We start from the raw sequence: 15,320 nt of genomic DNA on the forward strand, positions 1-15,320 counted from the left end.
GCTAGAATGGGGCAAGTCGCGGTGCCAACCATGCTTGAGCAAGATTCCTGGGCAAATCATCGCCGTGGGCCGGTCGGATCCCTGGAGCGCCCAGCCGAGGCCTTGGCTGCGGCCAGCCCGCCCGTAGTGCAGATGGTTGGGGTGAACAAAGTCTATCCACTGCCGGAGGGCAGTTTTCAGGCCCTCTACGATATCGACTTGGCGATCCAGCCGGGAGAGTATTGCGCCATTATGGGGCCCTCTGGATCCGGCAAATCCACCCTGATGAACCTCATCGGCTGCTTGGATCGGCCCAGCTCAGGGCGCTACTGGCTGGATGGGGTGGAAGTTTCCACCCTGACCGATCGCGATTTGGCCCACATTCGCAACCAAAAAATCGGCTTTGTCTTCCAGCAGTTCCATCTCCTGCCCGTCCTGACAGCGCTGGAGAACGTCATGCTGCCCTTGGCCTATGCTGGGATCCCGGAGCCGGAGCAACGCCGGCGGGCCAAGCAAGCCCTAGAACAAGTGGGCTTGGGGAGCAAACTGCAGCAGCGTCCGGCCCAACTCTCCGGCGGCCAGCAGCAGCGGGTGGCGATTGCTCGTGCCATTGTCAACCGACCCCAACTGTTGCTGGCTGATGAGCCGACTGGGGCTCTGGATAGCCATACCGGCCAGGAAGTGCTGAACCTTTTTGCGGAGCTCCACCGGCAGGGCATCACCCTGGTCGTGGTCACCCATGACCTTGAAGTAGCCCAGGCCGCCCAGCGCATTATCCGGGTTGGGGATGGCCGTTTGCTGGATTGAGAGGGATCCGCCTGGGGGCAGTTGGGTTCAGGAGAGTTCCCAGTTGCAGTGAACTGGCGTGCCGGATGGATCCCTGGCCTCACTTTGGGTGAAGGTCGAAGGGAATGTCTTAAACGGGCATGGGATAACCCTATCTAGGATGGCCCAGCTTGGGCTACTCTAAACGCAACTGAGGGCTTGGGAAGAGGATCCGTCCATGAAACTGATCGAAGATATCATCCGGTTTTTGGAAACCCGCCTGGAAGAATTTCTCAGGACCCACCCCGAGATCGAGCTGCAAGCCCTCGATGAGCAGTTGCGCCAGCAGGAATCGGATACCCTGCGGCTGTTGCAGGAAAGCCGCGCCCAAGAGGAAGCTCTCCAAAAAAGCATTCTCAACTTGGCTGAGGAGATCAAAACCTGGCACTTTCGCATTGAGAAGGCGCAGCGGGCCAATCGTCCCGATCTGGCCGAAGGAGCGCGACGCCGGGAGGCTGAGCTGTTGGAGAGGGGCAGCCAGCTATGGGGTCAAATGAAAGCCCAAAAGGAGAAAATCCAACAAATGGAAGCCCTGCTGCCGCAGATTCGCCAGCGCCGCCAAGAAGTGAAGGCTAAGCTGCAGGAGGTAAGAGCCGCGCAAGCCAAAGGCATCGACAACCCGGACCGGAATTTCAGCCCTTGGGGAAAACCTTTCGAGGCTTGGGATGAATTGGAAGAGAAATTTCGTCAGCTAGAGGTGGAAAACGAATTGAATGACACGAAGAGGAAGGTGCGGGAACAGCAGCGGCGGTAACAGCCTGACCCAAAATCTTGTTAGTTTGCTAATGTTGAATCCAGTCGCAACAGCCAAAATCGAGCTGGGCGGAACTTGTGATTTAAGCCCTTGGTCTCAAGAGCCATAGCCACATCATTTCCAGAACTTTCTCTGGCACCGACCGGGAAGAAAAGTTTCTCCTCTCCCCCAAGAGTGATACGCTATTGGGCATGAATGAGTTGTATCTGAATCACCCCACATTTGGTCTGCTCTACAGCCTGTGTCAGGTCGACGAAAATCAGGCTCTCTTCACCACTCTCTACGCCCAAAGGCTCTTTTTTCGGGTTTACTTCAGGCCGCCGGATAACAGCGGGGATCCTGCTGCCATGGAGGAGTTGGTCTTCGATCCGATTAGCCGTAATGAGGCTCGCCAGCTCATCGAAGAGCAAATGCGCCTGCTGCGCCGTGCTGCCCGCCAAGATGAGCTAGAACAATTGCAGTTGATCTACAAGCAAACCTTTTCGTAAACTACCCGACCCTGACTGCTTCGCAGTACAGGGCGGGCTTTCGGTAGCCCTGCAGTTGGCAAGCCAACCACGGGCCTCTAGGCTGGTTTACGACAGCCCCAAGCTTGGCAATCATGTTGGCCCCATTCCAGTCCGCATCCCCTTCCCATCCACAGTGCCCACACTTGAACTGCTTCCCACTGCGATAGGATTGCGTAGGATCGGGATGGACGTGCAAACACCGGTGGCAGGTCTGCGACGTGTAGGCAGGCGGCACCAGAATCAAGGTAACCCCTGCACGCAGAGCCTTGTATTCCAGAAACTGCCTCAGCTGGTAGAACGCCCAACTGTTGGCCCTGCGTCGCTCGGCTTTGCTGCGGGGTTGTTGGTTGATACGCTCCCGTATCCCTGTCAAGTCTTCCAGAGCAATAGCGCTGTTTGTGGCTTTTGCCCTAGAGACAATAGCTTTGGAGATGCGATGATTGACCCACGCCTGAAAGCGTCTCTCCTTGCCAGACAGCCGTTGCAGCAGTTGACGGCATCTGCGCCGCGAACTGCGTGTGCCCTTACTGGCTTTGCGTTGGAGTACCGCCCTCAACCGGGAGTAGTGGTCTCGGACTCGGTTCAACTGCTGTCCATTCCAGTTGTCCCCCTCTGACGTATGGGCAATATCTGTCCTTCCAAAGTCCACCCCGATCACCTTGTCGGTATCTTGTTGCTTGGGTGGTTTTTTCTCTACGCAAATCTGGATGTAGTAGGAGCCATCCTTCCGCTGGACTAGGGTGGCCGATTTGGGGTTAGAGCCAGCCAGCATTCCCCTCTGGTAGTTACCAATGGCTAGCTCAAAGCGTTCTCTCCCTTCAACCGTGGTCAGCGACACCGTCCAGTCTTTCTCGCGGAATGAAAAGATACGTGCGTCATAGGTCGCGAAGCCCCCCTTGAACGCTTTGACGGGGCGGTTTTTCTGTCGGGCAACCTTGCGGGCACCGGCCAGCCATCTGCAGACCTGCTGAGCCAAGTTACTGGACAAGCCGAACCGGGCACGGATTTCGCGGTAGCACAGAGATTGAAGTTTAACGGCGTTGGTGACTTTCTCGGGCGTGTTTTGGTTGACCCAGTTCAACGCCTGCACAAAGGCATCCAAGGTCGCGTCCAACTTTGCGGCCTGCGACTGGGACACCTTGAGCTTACAGGAGACGGTCAGGACTTGGGTCATGGTTCTATCGTAACTTCCGCATTCCTCCCGACACTGACCCTACGGGTACAGTGCGGGGCTCCTGCGATTTCTAGCTGAAGGTCTTGCAGGGCTCAGGACGAGGGTTTTGTTCCTCAGATAAGATAGCCACCTAAAACTGAGACAGAAAGCGCAGGTCGCTGGTATAAAACAGGCGGATATCCTGAATGCCGTGGAGGAGCATGGCCATCCGCTCAATGCCGATCCCTGCCGCAAATCCGGTGTAGCGCTCCGGGTCGTAGCCCACCGCTTGAAATACATTGGGATCCACCATGCCGCAGCCGAAGATTTCCAGCCATTTCGAGCCAAAGCGCACGTCCATCTCAGCAGAAGGCTCGGTAAAGGGAAAATAGCTGGGCCGAAAGCGGGTTTCTCGCTTGCCCAATAGGCGGGTGATGAAAGTGTTGAGGGTGCCCTTCAGGTCGGAAAAGGTGAGGTTCTCGCCCACCGCCAAAATTTCCATCTGGTGAAACACAGCGGAGTGGGTGGCATCCACGGTATCGCGGCGCATCACCCGACCGGCATGCACAATGCGCAGCGGCGGCTGGTGTTGCTCCATGTAGCGCACCTGCACCGAGGAGGTTTGGGTACGCATCAGGTAGCCATTGGCCAGGTAGAGGGTATCCTGCATATCCCGCGCCGGATGGTCGGCAGGGGTGTTGAGGGCCTCGAAGTTGTAGTACTCCGTCTCGAGCTCAGGCCCATGCACCACGGTGTAGCCCATGCCCACAAAGATATCGAGCATGCGGTCGATGGTGGCCTGCAGCGGATGGATCCGCCCCAGAGGCCGACGGGGCCCGGGCATAGTGACATCCAGGCGCTCTGCTTCTAGGCGGGCCAGCAGTTGAGCTTCACCAAGGGCCTGTTTGCGCTGCTCCAGACTGGATTGGAGGGCCTCTTTAAAGGTGTTGGCCAAAGCGCCAATGGCAGGCCGTTCTTCTGGGGGCAGCTTCCCCATTCCCCCCAAGATTTTGGAGAGCTTACCTTTCTTGCCCAGGTAGTCGATGCGGATCTGTTCCAGAGCCTCCAGACCGTCAGCTTGTTCCACTTGGGCGAGGGCCTCGCTTTGCAGGGTGAGAAGCTGTTGGCGAAGCGTGTCTTTTTCGTCTTGCATGGGGCCGATTCCAAGGGCAGAAGGGATCCCTGGGGTTGTGAGGAGTCCCTACAAAGGTATCACAGGAGGGAGCTCGGTCGCGCCTTTGCATCCGATGGGGTTGGTCGGCAGCAGGGGGAACCCTTTTGGGGAACTAGCTCTGAGGCGCCGAATCTGGCAACAGACACCCCAGAGCGTCACACCCTGCCGGTCCCTCTGCTGCCAAGGTAAAGTTGCGGTCGTAGCGGGCCAGGGCCGCGAAGAAGTTATCTGTCCGCCGTCTCTTTTTGACCTCGGCCACCAGTCGTTCGTAGGTGGGCTTGTCGATTTTCTCAAAAGGCAGGCGGGGGAAGGGGGCATCGAAGCGGGCCAGCAGCGCTGCGCTGATGTAGCCCTCGTCGTCGCGGATGGCTTCGTAGATACGGGATCCCAGAGCTTCCACCTCGTCCTCCCGCAGCTCGATGGTGGCGGAGGTGTTGTGGGTGGTGTAGTACCTCTGAACCTGCATATAGAAGTCAAACTGGGCCAGGGCCGAGAATTGCTCGATCTCGATCTGGCCAGCACCGGGCAGGTTGGCCCATTCTACTTCCACAGGCAGTTCCACCAGCCATTCGGTACAGCGGGGATCAAAGGGGTCGTTGAGCAAGTTCCCGTTTTCATCTTTGTCCGCCTGAGCAGGTACCACCGAGTAGCCATAGTCCAGACAGGCCAGCGCCACCGGGTCATTTTTGGCAAAGGTGATGCGGCGGATGTAGCGTTGGGCTTTGGGCGGGTGCCAGCCGGGAGAGGCGTTGGTGAGCAGCGACTTGGTGCCGGCGGGCTGAACCGTGGTGCAGCGGTTGGGGCGGCGCAGGCTGTGGCGGTCGCAGTAGTCCCAGACCACGCGGTGGACGATCTCCTTCCAGCGGCTGAGGTATTCCCGCTCCTGCTGCTTGAATTCCTTCCCGATGGGGGTATCGGGTCTCCCTTCCTGCCACCAGCGCAGCCATTCAACCCCAAAGGCTTTGACGCAAAAGTCGAACAGGCCTGTGAACGAGACGCCGACGATGGGATCCCATTCCCGCGAACGCTGAAAGCGGGGTTCCACAAAGTGGTGGTGGAGTAGGGCTGCCACCGTGAGAGCTCCCGCTGTAAAGGCGTCTTCCTGCTCCTGCCGGTTGTGGGGATCCAAACGGTTGAGGTGGATCTCGGCCAAGTTGCAATGGAATGTGTGGCCAATAATCTCGCCACAGTTGTGGACAACAAACCCATTGGCATCAAAGCACGCTGGGCCGGGGACAGTACAGTCATACACCGGCTCTACCCCGTCTGCCTCAAGGGCAGCAACCGTCACAGCAAACCGCTCTCGGTTGAGCTGGCGCTTGTAGCCATTCAGCAGTGCCTCTAGCTTTTGGGCTTTGTGCGGTTCCCGAAAGCCGACCCATTCCTGGAACAGATGCAAGTTGTCGTTGGCAATAACCAATTCGTGCTGGGCTTTGCAAGCGTATGGTGCAGGTTGGCGAGCACTGTTCGGCAGCAGGCGATATCCAGCAGGACGGCGATTCTCATACAAAACTGCAATGATGCCCAGCCGCGCCAGCATGCGCTGAACCGCTTTGAGGGTACCCAGATGGCTTTGAGAGAGCCGCACGCTAACCCCTTTCTCCTGATTACCTTGCACGCTGCCATCCGCATCAAAGAGCCCGCACAAGAAGCCTCGATGAAACTGGAAGCTGGTGGCTTCGAGCGCCTCTGTCATCTGCTTTTGTCCGGGCCTCATGCCGAACTGGGCCGCCAGTTTTGCCAACCCCCTGGAGCCGATAACCCGCAACCCAAGCTGCGCATAGTGATATGCCTCTGGCTGGCGGGGCTCGTAACCCACTGCCGTTTGCAAAAGCTGAATCGCATACTGGCTCATTTCGGCTTGGGTATCTTGCCAATAGCGTAATAAAGCCGTGTCGTTCCACGGGGTTGCCGTAAGGCTACCGTCACCCAGCAAATTCCCCAAAAGCCAGCCTTCTTCCCAGGTACCCGCCCCATCCCACGGCGTGAGATCGCGATGGTTGTGCAGCAGGATGCGGTCGCCCGGTTGTAGGCTTTCTGCCGGTACCCACTCGGTGTATTGTGCCTTTTGGGTTTGAGCGGTGACTTTGAGAACCCGATGGTTGCCTGTCAGCCGCAGAGAGAACCCTTCCTTGGTCAAAAGCTTCAGCACAGGCTTGGTACCGGAGTAGAAGAACCCCTCCGGTGTGGTACTGAATAGTTCTCCATTGACATAGGTGCTGTGCTGCTTCCCAATCAGGTCTCTCACCTGGCGCGGCCCATCGCCCGTGTGCACCCAGGTATCGGCTGTCACGCAGGGGTTCAGCCCATAGCGCCACAGGCGATCCTGAAGTTCCTCTTCCCCTAGGGAGGGATCCCGTCCCTTTAGCCATTCTCGGGCCGTTCCTGCCTCATAGGCTTTGAGAAAGTCGGGTTTTAGGTCGGGTGGGATAAGGTCGCAATTGGCCCGTGCTACGGCTTCCCCGGCCCACTGGATGGCCCCCTCGCCTGAGTAAAACTGCTTCCGCACGGCCTCAATACATTCTTCCCGCGTCGGCTTGCGGTGAAACACCCGCGTGTGGTTGGCCATGCGCAGGGCATCTCGCTCGGGATCAATTCTCCAGTTGCCGTTTTCGTCCTGCTGCCAGAGGTTGTCTTTGGCGGTGGATCCCAGCTGGTCGTCGGCAGCAAACTGACGAATGCCAGCGCTACGACGAATGTTTCCCGCCACCACCACCACCGCCGCCTCGTCGATGAGCAAACAGCACTCCACCGAGTTCAGTTGCCGACCTACCGCCCTGTTGAGGATGGCGGCACAGCGCTCGTACAAGCCGGGCAGCTTAATGGGGTTGGCTACGCCCCCAAACCCTTTCAGCCGCTCCCCAGCCGGGCGGACATCGCTCAAGTCCACTGTCACTTCCACCTGGCCCCCAAAGCTGGGATCCGAGGCCAGCTCCAGCAGCGCTTGGTAGGACTCCACCCAGCCGCGGCGACTGTCTCCCACCTGGATGTGCACCTGGGATCCCTGCCGGTGGATGCGGGTGTGTTCCTGCCGCTCTTCGGGAGGGGTGGCGCCGATGGATCCCTTGACGTGAACCTGAAGGCGGTTGAGGATGGGAGGCAAGCGGTTGATGAATTGGGGTTCCAGCACCGCTCCCGTGCCGCAGCCCATCATGGCCAGATCCATCATCAGGCCAAAGGCCCGCCAGTCCACCACCGCCAAACTGGTGCAGTTGTAGGCACCGGAGAAGTTTTCCGGCTTCTGGATCCAGTCGGTGCCCATCACCCACAAGGCTCGACCGGAGATCAACGCCTTCAACTGCCGCTGCAGACGTTCTACCAACTGCCGCTCCTGAGGGGTGAAGCGCCCCAACCGGGCAATACCGGCCAAGGTGCGATCGCAAACCTCGCTCCAAGTCTCGCGGCTGCCATCTGGGCGGCGACGGCTGTAGGTGCGGTAGAACACCGGGCTGGCCGCCGGGGCTGTGGCCGGAAACTCGCCTGGAGGCGCGGCTCCCATCGTCTGGGCGGGATCAAGTCCCTGCACTTCTTCGCTCTGTTCGCCTGAGTGGGACGAAGTCCACACCATAGCCACACCTCTTCTGCAAAGCTCGGTAGTTCCGACTCTTGAGCGACGGTTGACAACCCCGCCGACCCAATGCCCAACCACGTTATCACAATCTTCAGGGATCCGGTGTTGTAGGTAGTGTTGTGCTCTGAGAAGATCTGCTCTGAGAAGATCTTTAAGAGCCTCTAGGGATAGGGCAGGCCCGCTGTCTGCCGGGGGAGCCGCAAGGGAACGGAAGGCCCGGCAGAAGGGCTACAGTGGAGGAGAGGGATCCCAAGTTAAGGGGCTGCTTGTTGTCTTCAACGGCACCTTCCTGGGCCTTCTCCCCAGTGAGAGCTGTGTAAGGAGTTGTATCGTCATGACCAGTCGCCTGCGCATCGGTAGCTTGTGGGGGATCCCCTTTTTCATCGACTACACCTGGTTCCCGGCGGCCCTCCTGCTGGTGCTCTCCTACGGGGTGTTGACGGCGATGGGGTTGTTTCTTTCTCTGCTGGCCCATGAGTTGGCCCACAGCTTGGTGGCCCGCGCCTATGGGGTACGGGTTAACTCGATAACCCTGTTTATTTTTGGGGGTATGGCGGCGATTGAGCGGGAAGTTCCCCGCCCCCTTGGGGCTTTTTGCGTGGCGGTGGCAGGCCCTCTCCTCAGCTTGGGTCTGTTTGTTTTCTTCAGCGTGGCCCGGGCTTGGGCTGTGCCGGAGTCGATGCTGGCCTCAACCCTCACCAGCTTGGCTGCCATCAACCTGACGATTGCCCTGTTTAACCTGCTGCCGGGCCTGCCTCTGGATGGGGGGCAAATGCTCAAGGCGGCCATCTGGGGTTGGACAGGGGATCGGCAAAAGGGTATGCTGTGGGCGGCCCGAGCCGGCCAGGGGGTGGGCTGGGGTTTGGTGGGGCTAGGTCTGCTGGTGGTATTTTGGGGGAGCCTCAACGGCCTCTGGGTGGGGTTGATCGGCCTGTTTATTTTGAACACCGCCCGCCGCTACAGCCAGTACGCGCAACTGCAGCAGGTGCTGGCCCGCCTGAAAGCTGCCGATGTGATGACCCGCCAGTTTCGGGTTTTGGACGCGAACATGAGCCTGCGGGAGTTTGTGGATCGCTATCTGGTGCCTTCTTCTCTCAGGCCGGAAGCCCCAACTCAACCGGCGGACGTTTATTTTGCTGAGGAAGATGGCCGCTACCGTGGGCTGGTCAGGCCAGAATTGCTCAACGACATCGAGCGCAGCCAGTGGGATCGCCTCACCCTCAAGGCTATTCTCAAGCCGATGGAGCAACTGCAGGGGGTACGAGAAGAGACCCCCATTCCCCAGGTAATTCAGATGATGCGCCAGGCAGAACCCCGCCGCATTTTGGTTTTCACGCCCACCGGCGCCATTGCTGGCTTGATCGACCGGGGGGATGTGGTGGCCATGGCTGCCCGGCAGTTGGGGGTCGTGCTGCCCCAAGAGGTGGTGCAGCGGGTGCGCGATAGCGAAGAATGGCCCCCTGGATTTCAGGTGGAGGACAATCTGGCCGGAGAGGGATCCCCCAGTCTGGCTTGGCAGGGATCCCCGGATCTGCGCAATGAGCCTTAGGGGGATGTCTGGACAGGGAGCAGCCCAAGGTACCTAGGTTCTCCCTCTACCACAAAAGGGGTTGGGATCTGCAAGGTGGGGAGAGAAGGCCGAGAAAAGTAGTCTCAGATACTATTTCCGGGAGACCCTCTCCATCTACAATGTAAGACTGTTCTCCATCAGTTAAGAATTTTGAACCGCTCTCCTCGTCTTTTGCCCGCCTACACCCACCGACTGAGCAACGGGTTAGGCGTTATCGTTCATCCCATCCCAATTGCCGATTCTGTAACCGTTGACGTCTGGGTACGGACAGGTGGACGCCATGAGCCGCCGGAGTGGCTGGGCCTATCCCATTTTTTGGAACACATGGTGTTTAAGGGCAGCGAGCGGCTGGCCCCTGGTGAGCTGGATTGGGCCGTGGAAGGACGGGGCGGAGTTACCAATGCTGCCACCGGCCAAGACTACACCCATTACTACATTACGGTGGCTGCTGCTGACCTAGCGGATACCTTGCCCTACTTGGCAGAGGTGGTTTTGCGGGCCGGGATCCCAGATCTGGAGTTTGAGCGGGAGCGGCAGGTGGTTCTGGAGGAAATTCGCCGCGCCGCCGACAACCCTGATTACACGGCCTATCAGCTTTTGATGCAGACCGCCTATGGGGAGCATCCCTATGGACGACCGGTGTTGGGCACACCGGAAAGCTTGATGCAACTGACCCCTGAGGTGATGCGCGCTTACCACCGCGCTTGGTATCGCCCTGAATCCATGACGGTGGTGGTGACGGGTGGCATCGATCCCGAGCGGGCGTTGGCCTTGGTGGAGGAGCAGTTTGGCAGCTCTGCTGCTGGGCCAGCACCGGCCAGCCCCCCCATCACGCCCCAGCCTCGTCCCCAAGGGATCCTGCGCCGGGAGAGCGACCATGCCCGCTTGGAGCAAGCCCGTCTGAAATTGGCCTGGCCTACCGTTGGCATTGACGATTGGCAGCAAGCCTGTGGCCTGGAGATGTTGGCTTCTCTGCTGGGAGATGGCCGTACTTCGCGGCTGGTGCATCTGCTGCGGGAACAGCGGGGCTGGGTGAGGGCCATTGGCTGTTCTTCGCTGGTGCTGAAGGAGGGGGGACTGTTTTGTATCGGCGCTCAGCTGGAGCCGAAGGATGTGGCGCGGGTGGAGGCGACGATCCTGCACGAGATTGAAAAGCTGCAGCAGGATGGCATTGGCCAAGCGGAGTTGGATCGCACCCGGCGTATGCTCATCCATGAGTTTCTGTTCTCCGCCGAGTCCCCCAGCCAATTGGCGGGCATCTATGGCTACTACGAGACGTTGGGCGGGGTGCAACGCATTCAAGAGTACCTGGAGCTGGTGCAATCCTTTACTCCGGCTCAGATCCGGGAGTTGGCCCAGCAGTACTTGTCTCCGGAGGCTTATGTAGTCACCGTTCTCAAGCCGACTGCCCTGGATACAGCGGCGGCTTCGGAGCTGCAACTGGCCTGTCGGTGAGCGCTGCCTCGACGCTCTGGACTCTTGACTTTCGGATTTTGGACGGGATCCCTTGCCTGCATGAACTCTGCTCTGCTTGCCACCCAACGTGGCCGTTTACAGCGCGTCCTTTTGGCCAATGGCATCACGCTGTTGCTGGGCCAGAACCCAACGGTGGAGATCTTAGCTGCCCACTGTTTTTTCCGCGGTGGTAGCCGGGCAGAGCGGCCGCAACAGGCGGGGGTGAGCCACTTGATGGCGGCTGTCCTCACCAAAGGTACGCATCGGCGCAACTCCCAGGCCATTGCTGCTGCGGTGGAATCGCTGGGAGCCTCGCTATCGGTGGACAGTTCTGCCGACTATTTCGAGGTGAGCCTGCGCTGTGTGGCTGCCGATTTCCCGGAGTTGCTGGATTTGCTTGCGGAGACGCTGCGGGATCCCAGTTTTCCTGAAGAGGAGGTGGCGCGAGAGCAGGGGTTGATGCTGCAGGCCATTCGCGCCCAGCAGGAACGGCCTTTCAGCCTAGCTTTCGATCAGGTGCAACAAGCCCTCTATGGGGATCATCCCTACGCCCTGCCGGGGTTGGGACGGCTGGAGACGGTGGGATCCCTGACCCGCGAGGATTTGGTGGCCTATCACGCGGCCTACTGTCGTCCAAATGGAATGGTGATGGTGGTGATCGGCCCAGAGCCGCCGGAGCAAATGGCTGCCCAGGTGGAAGCGGCTTTGGGGGACTGGGTTGTTCCCGGCCCCTCTCCAGAGGATCGGGATGTTCCCCTGCCCCCTCTGAGGGATCCCCAACCGCTGAGGTTGCCCCAGCCCACTCAGCAGACAACAATCTTGATTGGGTTTCGCGGATCCCCTGCTGCTTCTGCGGATTATCCGGCCCTGAAACTGTTGGCCACCTACTTGGGCAGCGGTCTATCCAGCCGTCTGTTCGTGGAACTGCGGGAGCGCTGTGGCCTGGCCTATGAGGTCTCGGCTTTTTTTGCCACCCGCCGGGATCCCGCCCCTTTTGGGGTTTACATGGGCACTGCAGCAGAGAACACCCAGGTGGCTCTGGAACGCCTACAAGCAGAAATCCACCGTCTGCAGGCCAATCCCCTCGATCCGGCAGAGGTGGAAATGGCGCAGCGCAAACTTCTGGGCCAGTATGCCCTCAGCAAACAAACCAATGCCCAGGTGGCTCAACTGGCGGGCTGGTACGAGATTTTGGGCTTGGGCATGGAGTTTGACCGGCAGTATTTGCAGAGGGTCAGGCAACTCACCCCAGAGCAGCTCCACCAAGCCGCAAAGACCTACCTGACCCCCCCGGCCATTGCTCTGGTGGGGCCGGAAGCCGCCTTGGCAGAAGCAGAGCCGATGTTTTAACTGCTACCACTTTTTATAGGGCAGGAACTTACCAGACATAATCACCTTAACACGATCTCCTTTAGGATCCTCTTCCTTTTCTATGTCTAGGGTGAAGTCAATAGCGCTCATGATTCCATCGCCAAACTTTTCATGAATCACGGCTTTGATTGGCATGCCGTAAACTTGAACAATCTCGTAAAAGCGGTAAATTAAGGGATCCGTCGGCACCACTGGCCCTAAGCCTTTCAGTGGGCATTCGGTCAATTGTTTAGCGACAGCGGCGTCCAAGCCTAAGATTTCGGCAATTTTGTTTGCTTCTTCTGCGGAAGCACTGGCCTGACGATAGAAGACCGCTGCAATCCACACCTCATCCCGGCCTATTTTCTCTTCCAAGTCAGCAAAAGTTAATCCCCTTTCAGCTTTGGCTTCCAAAAGCTTTTTGGTGATTTCGGGAATGGCTGTACTCATCATCGACTCCTAAGTTTTAGCTGTGCAGGCAACTCAATCTGGATTTACCACCCAAACCCGAACCCGCGATTCCTCAGTGGCACAGGTTTATTGGGAAAAGTGATGCTCTATTCAGAATCTGCTGCTTTTTTCCTTAATCATACGTAAGGAAGCACTTCTTAGGGCAGGAAGATACGCTATGTCTTCAACTCAATTCTGTAGTTTCAGCTACAGCAAGAACATCAGTCCCGCTATCTCGCTTGCAACATTTCTCTAATCTTTGAGATGCTCTACTTGTAGCTCCTCACTCTGAGGATCCTTGGAAGCGGAGAAAAAGGTGCTAGGCTTTGCGTTCTGCCTGTATCGGCGCCCCCTTCGGCGGCCCCTGCGTACCCACCACGGACTGTGGTCCGTGCGCGAAGGGATCCTGATCCGGCTTACAGATCGGGAGACAGGCTGTCAGGGATATGGGGAAATTGCTCCCATCCCTTGGTTTGGCAGCGAAACCCTGGAGCAGGCTCTGGAGTTTTGTCGGCAGCTGCCCCCTCTTTTGTCGGAGGCGCATATTTTGGGGATCCCAGAAGCACTGCCGGCCTGCCGGTTTGGGTTGGAAGGCGCTTGGCTGGCCTGTCGGGATCCCGATTGGTTGAACAAGGATCTCTCTCTACTCTCTTTCTGTGAACTTTTGGGGGAGACCCTGCCGCCGGAATCTTACAAGGACTCCTACAAGGACTCCGTCCCACTCACGCGGTCGGTGTACAAGCTCAAGGTGGGGAGGGATCCCATGCAGCAGGAGTTGGAGAAGCTGGAGCAATGGCTGGAGCGGTTGCCACCAGGATCCCGTCTGCGTTTGGATGCCAATGGGGGGTTAACGCTTGCGGAGGCCCACCGGTGGCTGATGGTTTGTGATCGGCTCAACCAGGCCTCGCCGGTCAAGATTGAGTTTTTGGAGCAGCCTCTGCCGCCGGATCAGCACGCCCATTTGGTGGAGCTCAGCCGCCAGTACCAAACCCCCGTTGCTTTGGATGAATCGGTGGCCTGCCTGGAGCAGTTGCAAGCGATCCATCGGTCAGGATGGAAAGGGATCCTGGTGGTGAAGCCGTCTCTGGTGGGCTCCTGCATTGCGCTGCGAGAGTATCTCAGCCGCCATCCCGGCCTGGATCTGGTCTTTTCTTCGGCGCTGGAGACTCCCATCGGCGCCTGGCATGGACTGGCCTGGGCGGGATCCCTGCAAGCCAAAACCGCCTCTCCCCGGGCCGTGGGATGGGGGGTAGGGGAGTTTTTCCAGGAAGGGGATCCCCTGACCTTGACCCAGCTCTCAGCCCAGGAGCGGGCTGCCCTCATGCAGGCGGTGTGGGAGCGCTACAGCCGGCCCTAGACTGCGGCGGCCTGTTGTTTGGCGTATTCCTGCCGCAGATAGGCCTGGATAAAATGCATCAGCTCCTCCGGCTCGCCGTTCATAAAGGCCTCGACATTGTAGGTTTCGGCGTTGGTGCGGTGATCTTTGATCAGCTTGTAGGGATCGAAGGTGTAGGTGCGAATACGCCCCCCAAAGCCCTGAGTCACCATCTCGCCGCGAATCTCGGCCAGCTTTTGTCTGCGTTTTTCTTCTTCCATCTCGATCAGCTTGGCCTTCAAGATCTGGATGGCCCGCTCTTTGTTTTGCAGTTGGGAGCGCTCTTCGGTACAGCGCACGGCAATGCCGGTGGGCTTGTGGATCACCCGCACTGCTGTTTCCACTTTGTTCACGTTTTGGCCACCTGCTCCACCCGAGCGGGAGGTCTCGAACTCCAGATCTTCCATCTTCAGCTCATACTCGCTTTCCTCTTCCAGGATCGGCATCACCTCTACGCCGGCGAAGCTGGTTTGCCGTTTGCCGTTGGCGTTGAAGGGGCTGATGCGCTCCATCCGGTGGTTGCCCTTCTCGGCAGAGAGATAACCATAGGCGTAGGGGCCTTCGATCAGCAGGGTGGCGGACTTGATGCCGGCTTCGGCACCTTCGGAGTATTCCGAGAGGCTGACCTTGTAGCCCTGGTTTTCGGCCCAGCGGGTGTACATTTTCAGGAGCATTTCCGCCCAGTCCTGGGCGTCGGTTCCCCCTGCGCCGGCGGTGATGGTGAGGATGGCACCGTTTTTGTCGTAGGGGCCGGAGAGCAGTTGCTGTAGCTCCCACTGGCTCAACTCCCGCTCCACCACTGCCAGGGATCCCGCTGTCTCGGCTAAGAGTTCCGGATCGGGCTCTTCTTGGAGCAGCTCGAGGGCGCTGACGGCATCTTCTAGGCGATCCTTCCAGCGGTGCACCTGATCCCAGGAGGCCTTGAGGCTGTTGAGCTTTTGCAGGTGGCGGCGGGCTGCCTCTACATCATTCCAAAACTGCGGCTGCGAGGCTTCTTGCTCTAGGATGGCAATCTGTTGCTCCAAGTGGGGCAGGTCAAAGATAGTCCTGAGCGTTGCTCAGGCGCAAGGTGAGCGATTCTAGGGTGCGTCTTAGATCGGCAAGTTCCATAGAGAGCAGCAAACTGTTTGCGCGTCGGATCCCATCCTAACCTGT

The 15,320-nt window shown here is 58.7% G+C and carries 12 protein-coding genes; 7 read left to right on the plus strand and 5 right to left on the minus strand.

From position 1 onward, the window contains the following. Window positions 1-30: 30 nt before the first annotated feature. From ACVW0C_RS01250 to ACVW0C_RS01260, 3 genes are all read left to right on the plus strand, one after another. A complete protein-coding gene (locus ACVW0C_RS01250; RefSeq protein WP_011432379.1) occupies window positions 31-786 on the plus strand; it encodes an ABC transporter ATP-binding protein in 756 nt (251 codons plus the stop codon). 196 nt (window positions 787-982) lie between these two features. Continuing rightward, entirely contained in the window at window positions 983-1,558 is a 576-nt protein-coding gene (locus ACVW0C_RS01255; protein WP_457384073.1) for a TIGR04376 family protein, read from the plus strand. A 191-nt stretch (window positions 1,559-1,749) separates the two neighbouring features. Then, complete coding sequence (locus tag ACVW0C_RS01260; RefSeq protein WP_011432377.1) at window positions 1,750-2,046, plus strand: PipX family protein; 297 nt, start codon at window positions 1,750-1,752, stop codon at window positions 2,044-2,046. Window position 2,047: 1 nt separating this feature from the next. On the opposite strand, the gene ACVW0C_RS01265 is transcribed toward ACVW0C_RS01260, so the two are convergent. From ACVW0C_RS01265 to nrdJ, 3 genes are all read right to left on the minus strand, one after another. Then, complete coding sequence (locus tag ACVW0C_RS01265) at window positions 2,048-3,241, minus strand: RNA-guided endonuclease InsQ/TnpB family protein (RefSeq protein WP_457384074.1); 1,194 nt, start codon at window positions 3,239-3,241, stop codon at window positions 2,048-2,050. A gap of 130 nt (window positions 3,242-3,371) precedes the next feature. Continuing rightward, window positions 3,372-4,373 (minus strand): phenylalanine--tRNA ligase subunit alpha, encoded by a 1,002-nt coding sequence (gene pheS, locus ACVW0C_RS01270; RefSeq protein WP_011432376.1) that lies wholly within the window; start codon window positions 4,371-4,373, stop codon window positions 3,372-3,374. A 133-nt stretch (window positions 4,374-4,506) separates the two neighbouring features. Next, complete coding sequence (gene nrdJ / locus ACVW0C_RS01275; protein WP_457384161.1) at window positions 4,507-7,893, minus strand: ribonucleoside-triphosphate reductase, adenosylcobalamin-dependent; 3,387 nt, start codon at window positions 7,891-7,893, stop codon at window positions 4,507-4,509. Window positions 7,894-8,299: 406 nt separating this feature from the next. Between nrdJ and ACVW0C_RS01280 the strand changes: the two genes are divergently transcribed. The 3 genes from ACVW0C_RS01280 (at window position 8,300) to ACVW0C_RS01290 (ending at window position 12,340) form a co-directional block, all read left to right on the plus strand. Then, entirely contained in the window at window positions 8,300-9,514 is a 1,215-nt protein-coding gene (locus tag ACVW0C_RS01280; protein WP_457384075.1) for a site-2 protease family protein, read from the plus strand. A 171-nt stretch (window positions 9,515-9,685) separates the two neighbouring features. Then, complete coding sequence (locus tag ACVW0C_RS01285; RefSeq protein WP_457384076.1) at window positions 9,686-10,990, plus strand: M16 family metallopeptidase; 1,305 nt, start codon at window positions 9,686-9,688, stop codon at window positions 10,988-10,990. A gap of 60 nt (window positions 10,991-11,050) precedes the next feature. Beyond that, entirely contained in the window at window positions 11,051-12,340 is a 1,290-nt protein-coding gene (locus tag ACVW0C_RS01290) for a M16 family metallopeptidase (protein ID WP_457384077.1), read from the plus strand. A gap of 3 nt (window positions 12,341-12,343) precedes the next feature. Here ACVW0C_RS01290 and cynS read toward each other — a convergent pair whose 3' ends face one another. After that, a complete protein-coding gene (gene cynS / locus ACVW0C_RS01295; protein WP_457384078.1) occupies window positions 12,344-12,790 on the minus strand; it encodes a cyanase in 447 nt (148 codons plus the stop codon). A gap of 298 nt (window positions 12,791-13,088) precedes the next feature. Between cynS and ACVW0C_RS01300 the strand changes: the two genes are divergently transcribed. Then, on the plus strand, window positions 13,089-14,147 hold the full coding sequence (locus ACVW0C_RS01300; RefSeq protein ID WP_457384079.1) for an o-succinylbenzoate synthase: 1,059 nt from the start codon (window positions 13,089-13,091) through the stop codon (window positions 14,145-14,147). Here the strand turns inward: ACVW0C_RS01300 and prfB are convergent. Then, window positions 14,144-15,275, minus strand: a protein-coding gene (prfB, locus tag ACVW0C_RS01305) for a peptide chain release factor 2 (RefSeq protein WP_457384080.1) whose coding sequence is annotated in 2 segments (ribosomal slippage) — window positions 14,144-15,202 and window positions 15,204-15,275 — 1,131 coding nt in all. Because the reading frame shifts where the segments join, the coding sequence is not laid out codon by codon here. The two genes, ACVW0C_RS01300 and prfB, sit on opposite strands and share 4 nt — an antisense overlap. Window positions 15,276-15,320 lie beyond the last annotated feature (45 nt).

The sequence above is a fragment of the Thermostichus sp. OS-CIW-26 genome, assembly GCF_054058395.1.

What these genes read in the sequence shown, in the direction of transcription:
- nrdJ (WP_457384161.1), bottom strand. Translation starts at nt 7,893, where the DNA reads ATGGGAGCCGCGCCTCCAGGCGAGTTTCCGGCCACAGCCCCGGCGGCC.
- ACVW0C_RS01290 (WP_457384077.1), top strand. Translation starts at nt 11,051, where the DNA reads ATGAACTCTGCTCTGCTTGCCACCCAACGTGGCCGTTTACAGCGCGTC.
- ACVW0C_RS01260 (WP_011432377.1), top strand. Translation starts at nt 1,750, where the DNA reads ATGAATGAGTTGTATCTGAATCACCCCACATTTGGTCTGCTCTACAGC.
- ACVW0C_RS01250 (WP_011432379.1), top strand. Translation starts at nt 31, where the DNA reads ATGCTTGAGCAAGATTCCTGGGCAAATCATCGCCGTGGGCCGGTCGGA.
- cynS (WP_457384078.1), bottom strand. Translation starts at nt 12,790, where the DNA reads ATGAGTACAGCCATTCCCGAAATCACCAAAAAGCTTTTGGAAGCCAAA.
- ACVW0C_RS01255 (WP_457384073.1), top strand. Translation starts at nt 983, where the DNA reads ATGAAACTGATCGAAGATATCATCCGGTTTTTGGAAACCCGCCTGGAA.
- ACVW0C_RS01280 (WP_457384075.1), top strand. Translation starts at nt 8,300, where the DNA reads ATGACCAGTCGCCTGCGCATCGGTAGCTTGTGGGGGATCCCCTTTTTC.
- pheS (WP_011432376.1), bottom strand. Translation starts at nt 4,373, where the DNA reads ATGCAAGACGAAAAAGACACGCTTCGCCAACAGCTTCTCACCCTGCAA.
- ACVW0C_RS01265 (WP_457384074.1), bottom strand. Translation starts at nt 3,241, where the DNA reads ATGACCCAAGTCCTGACCGTCTCCTGTAAGCTCAAGGTGTCCCAGTCG.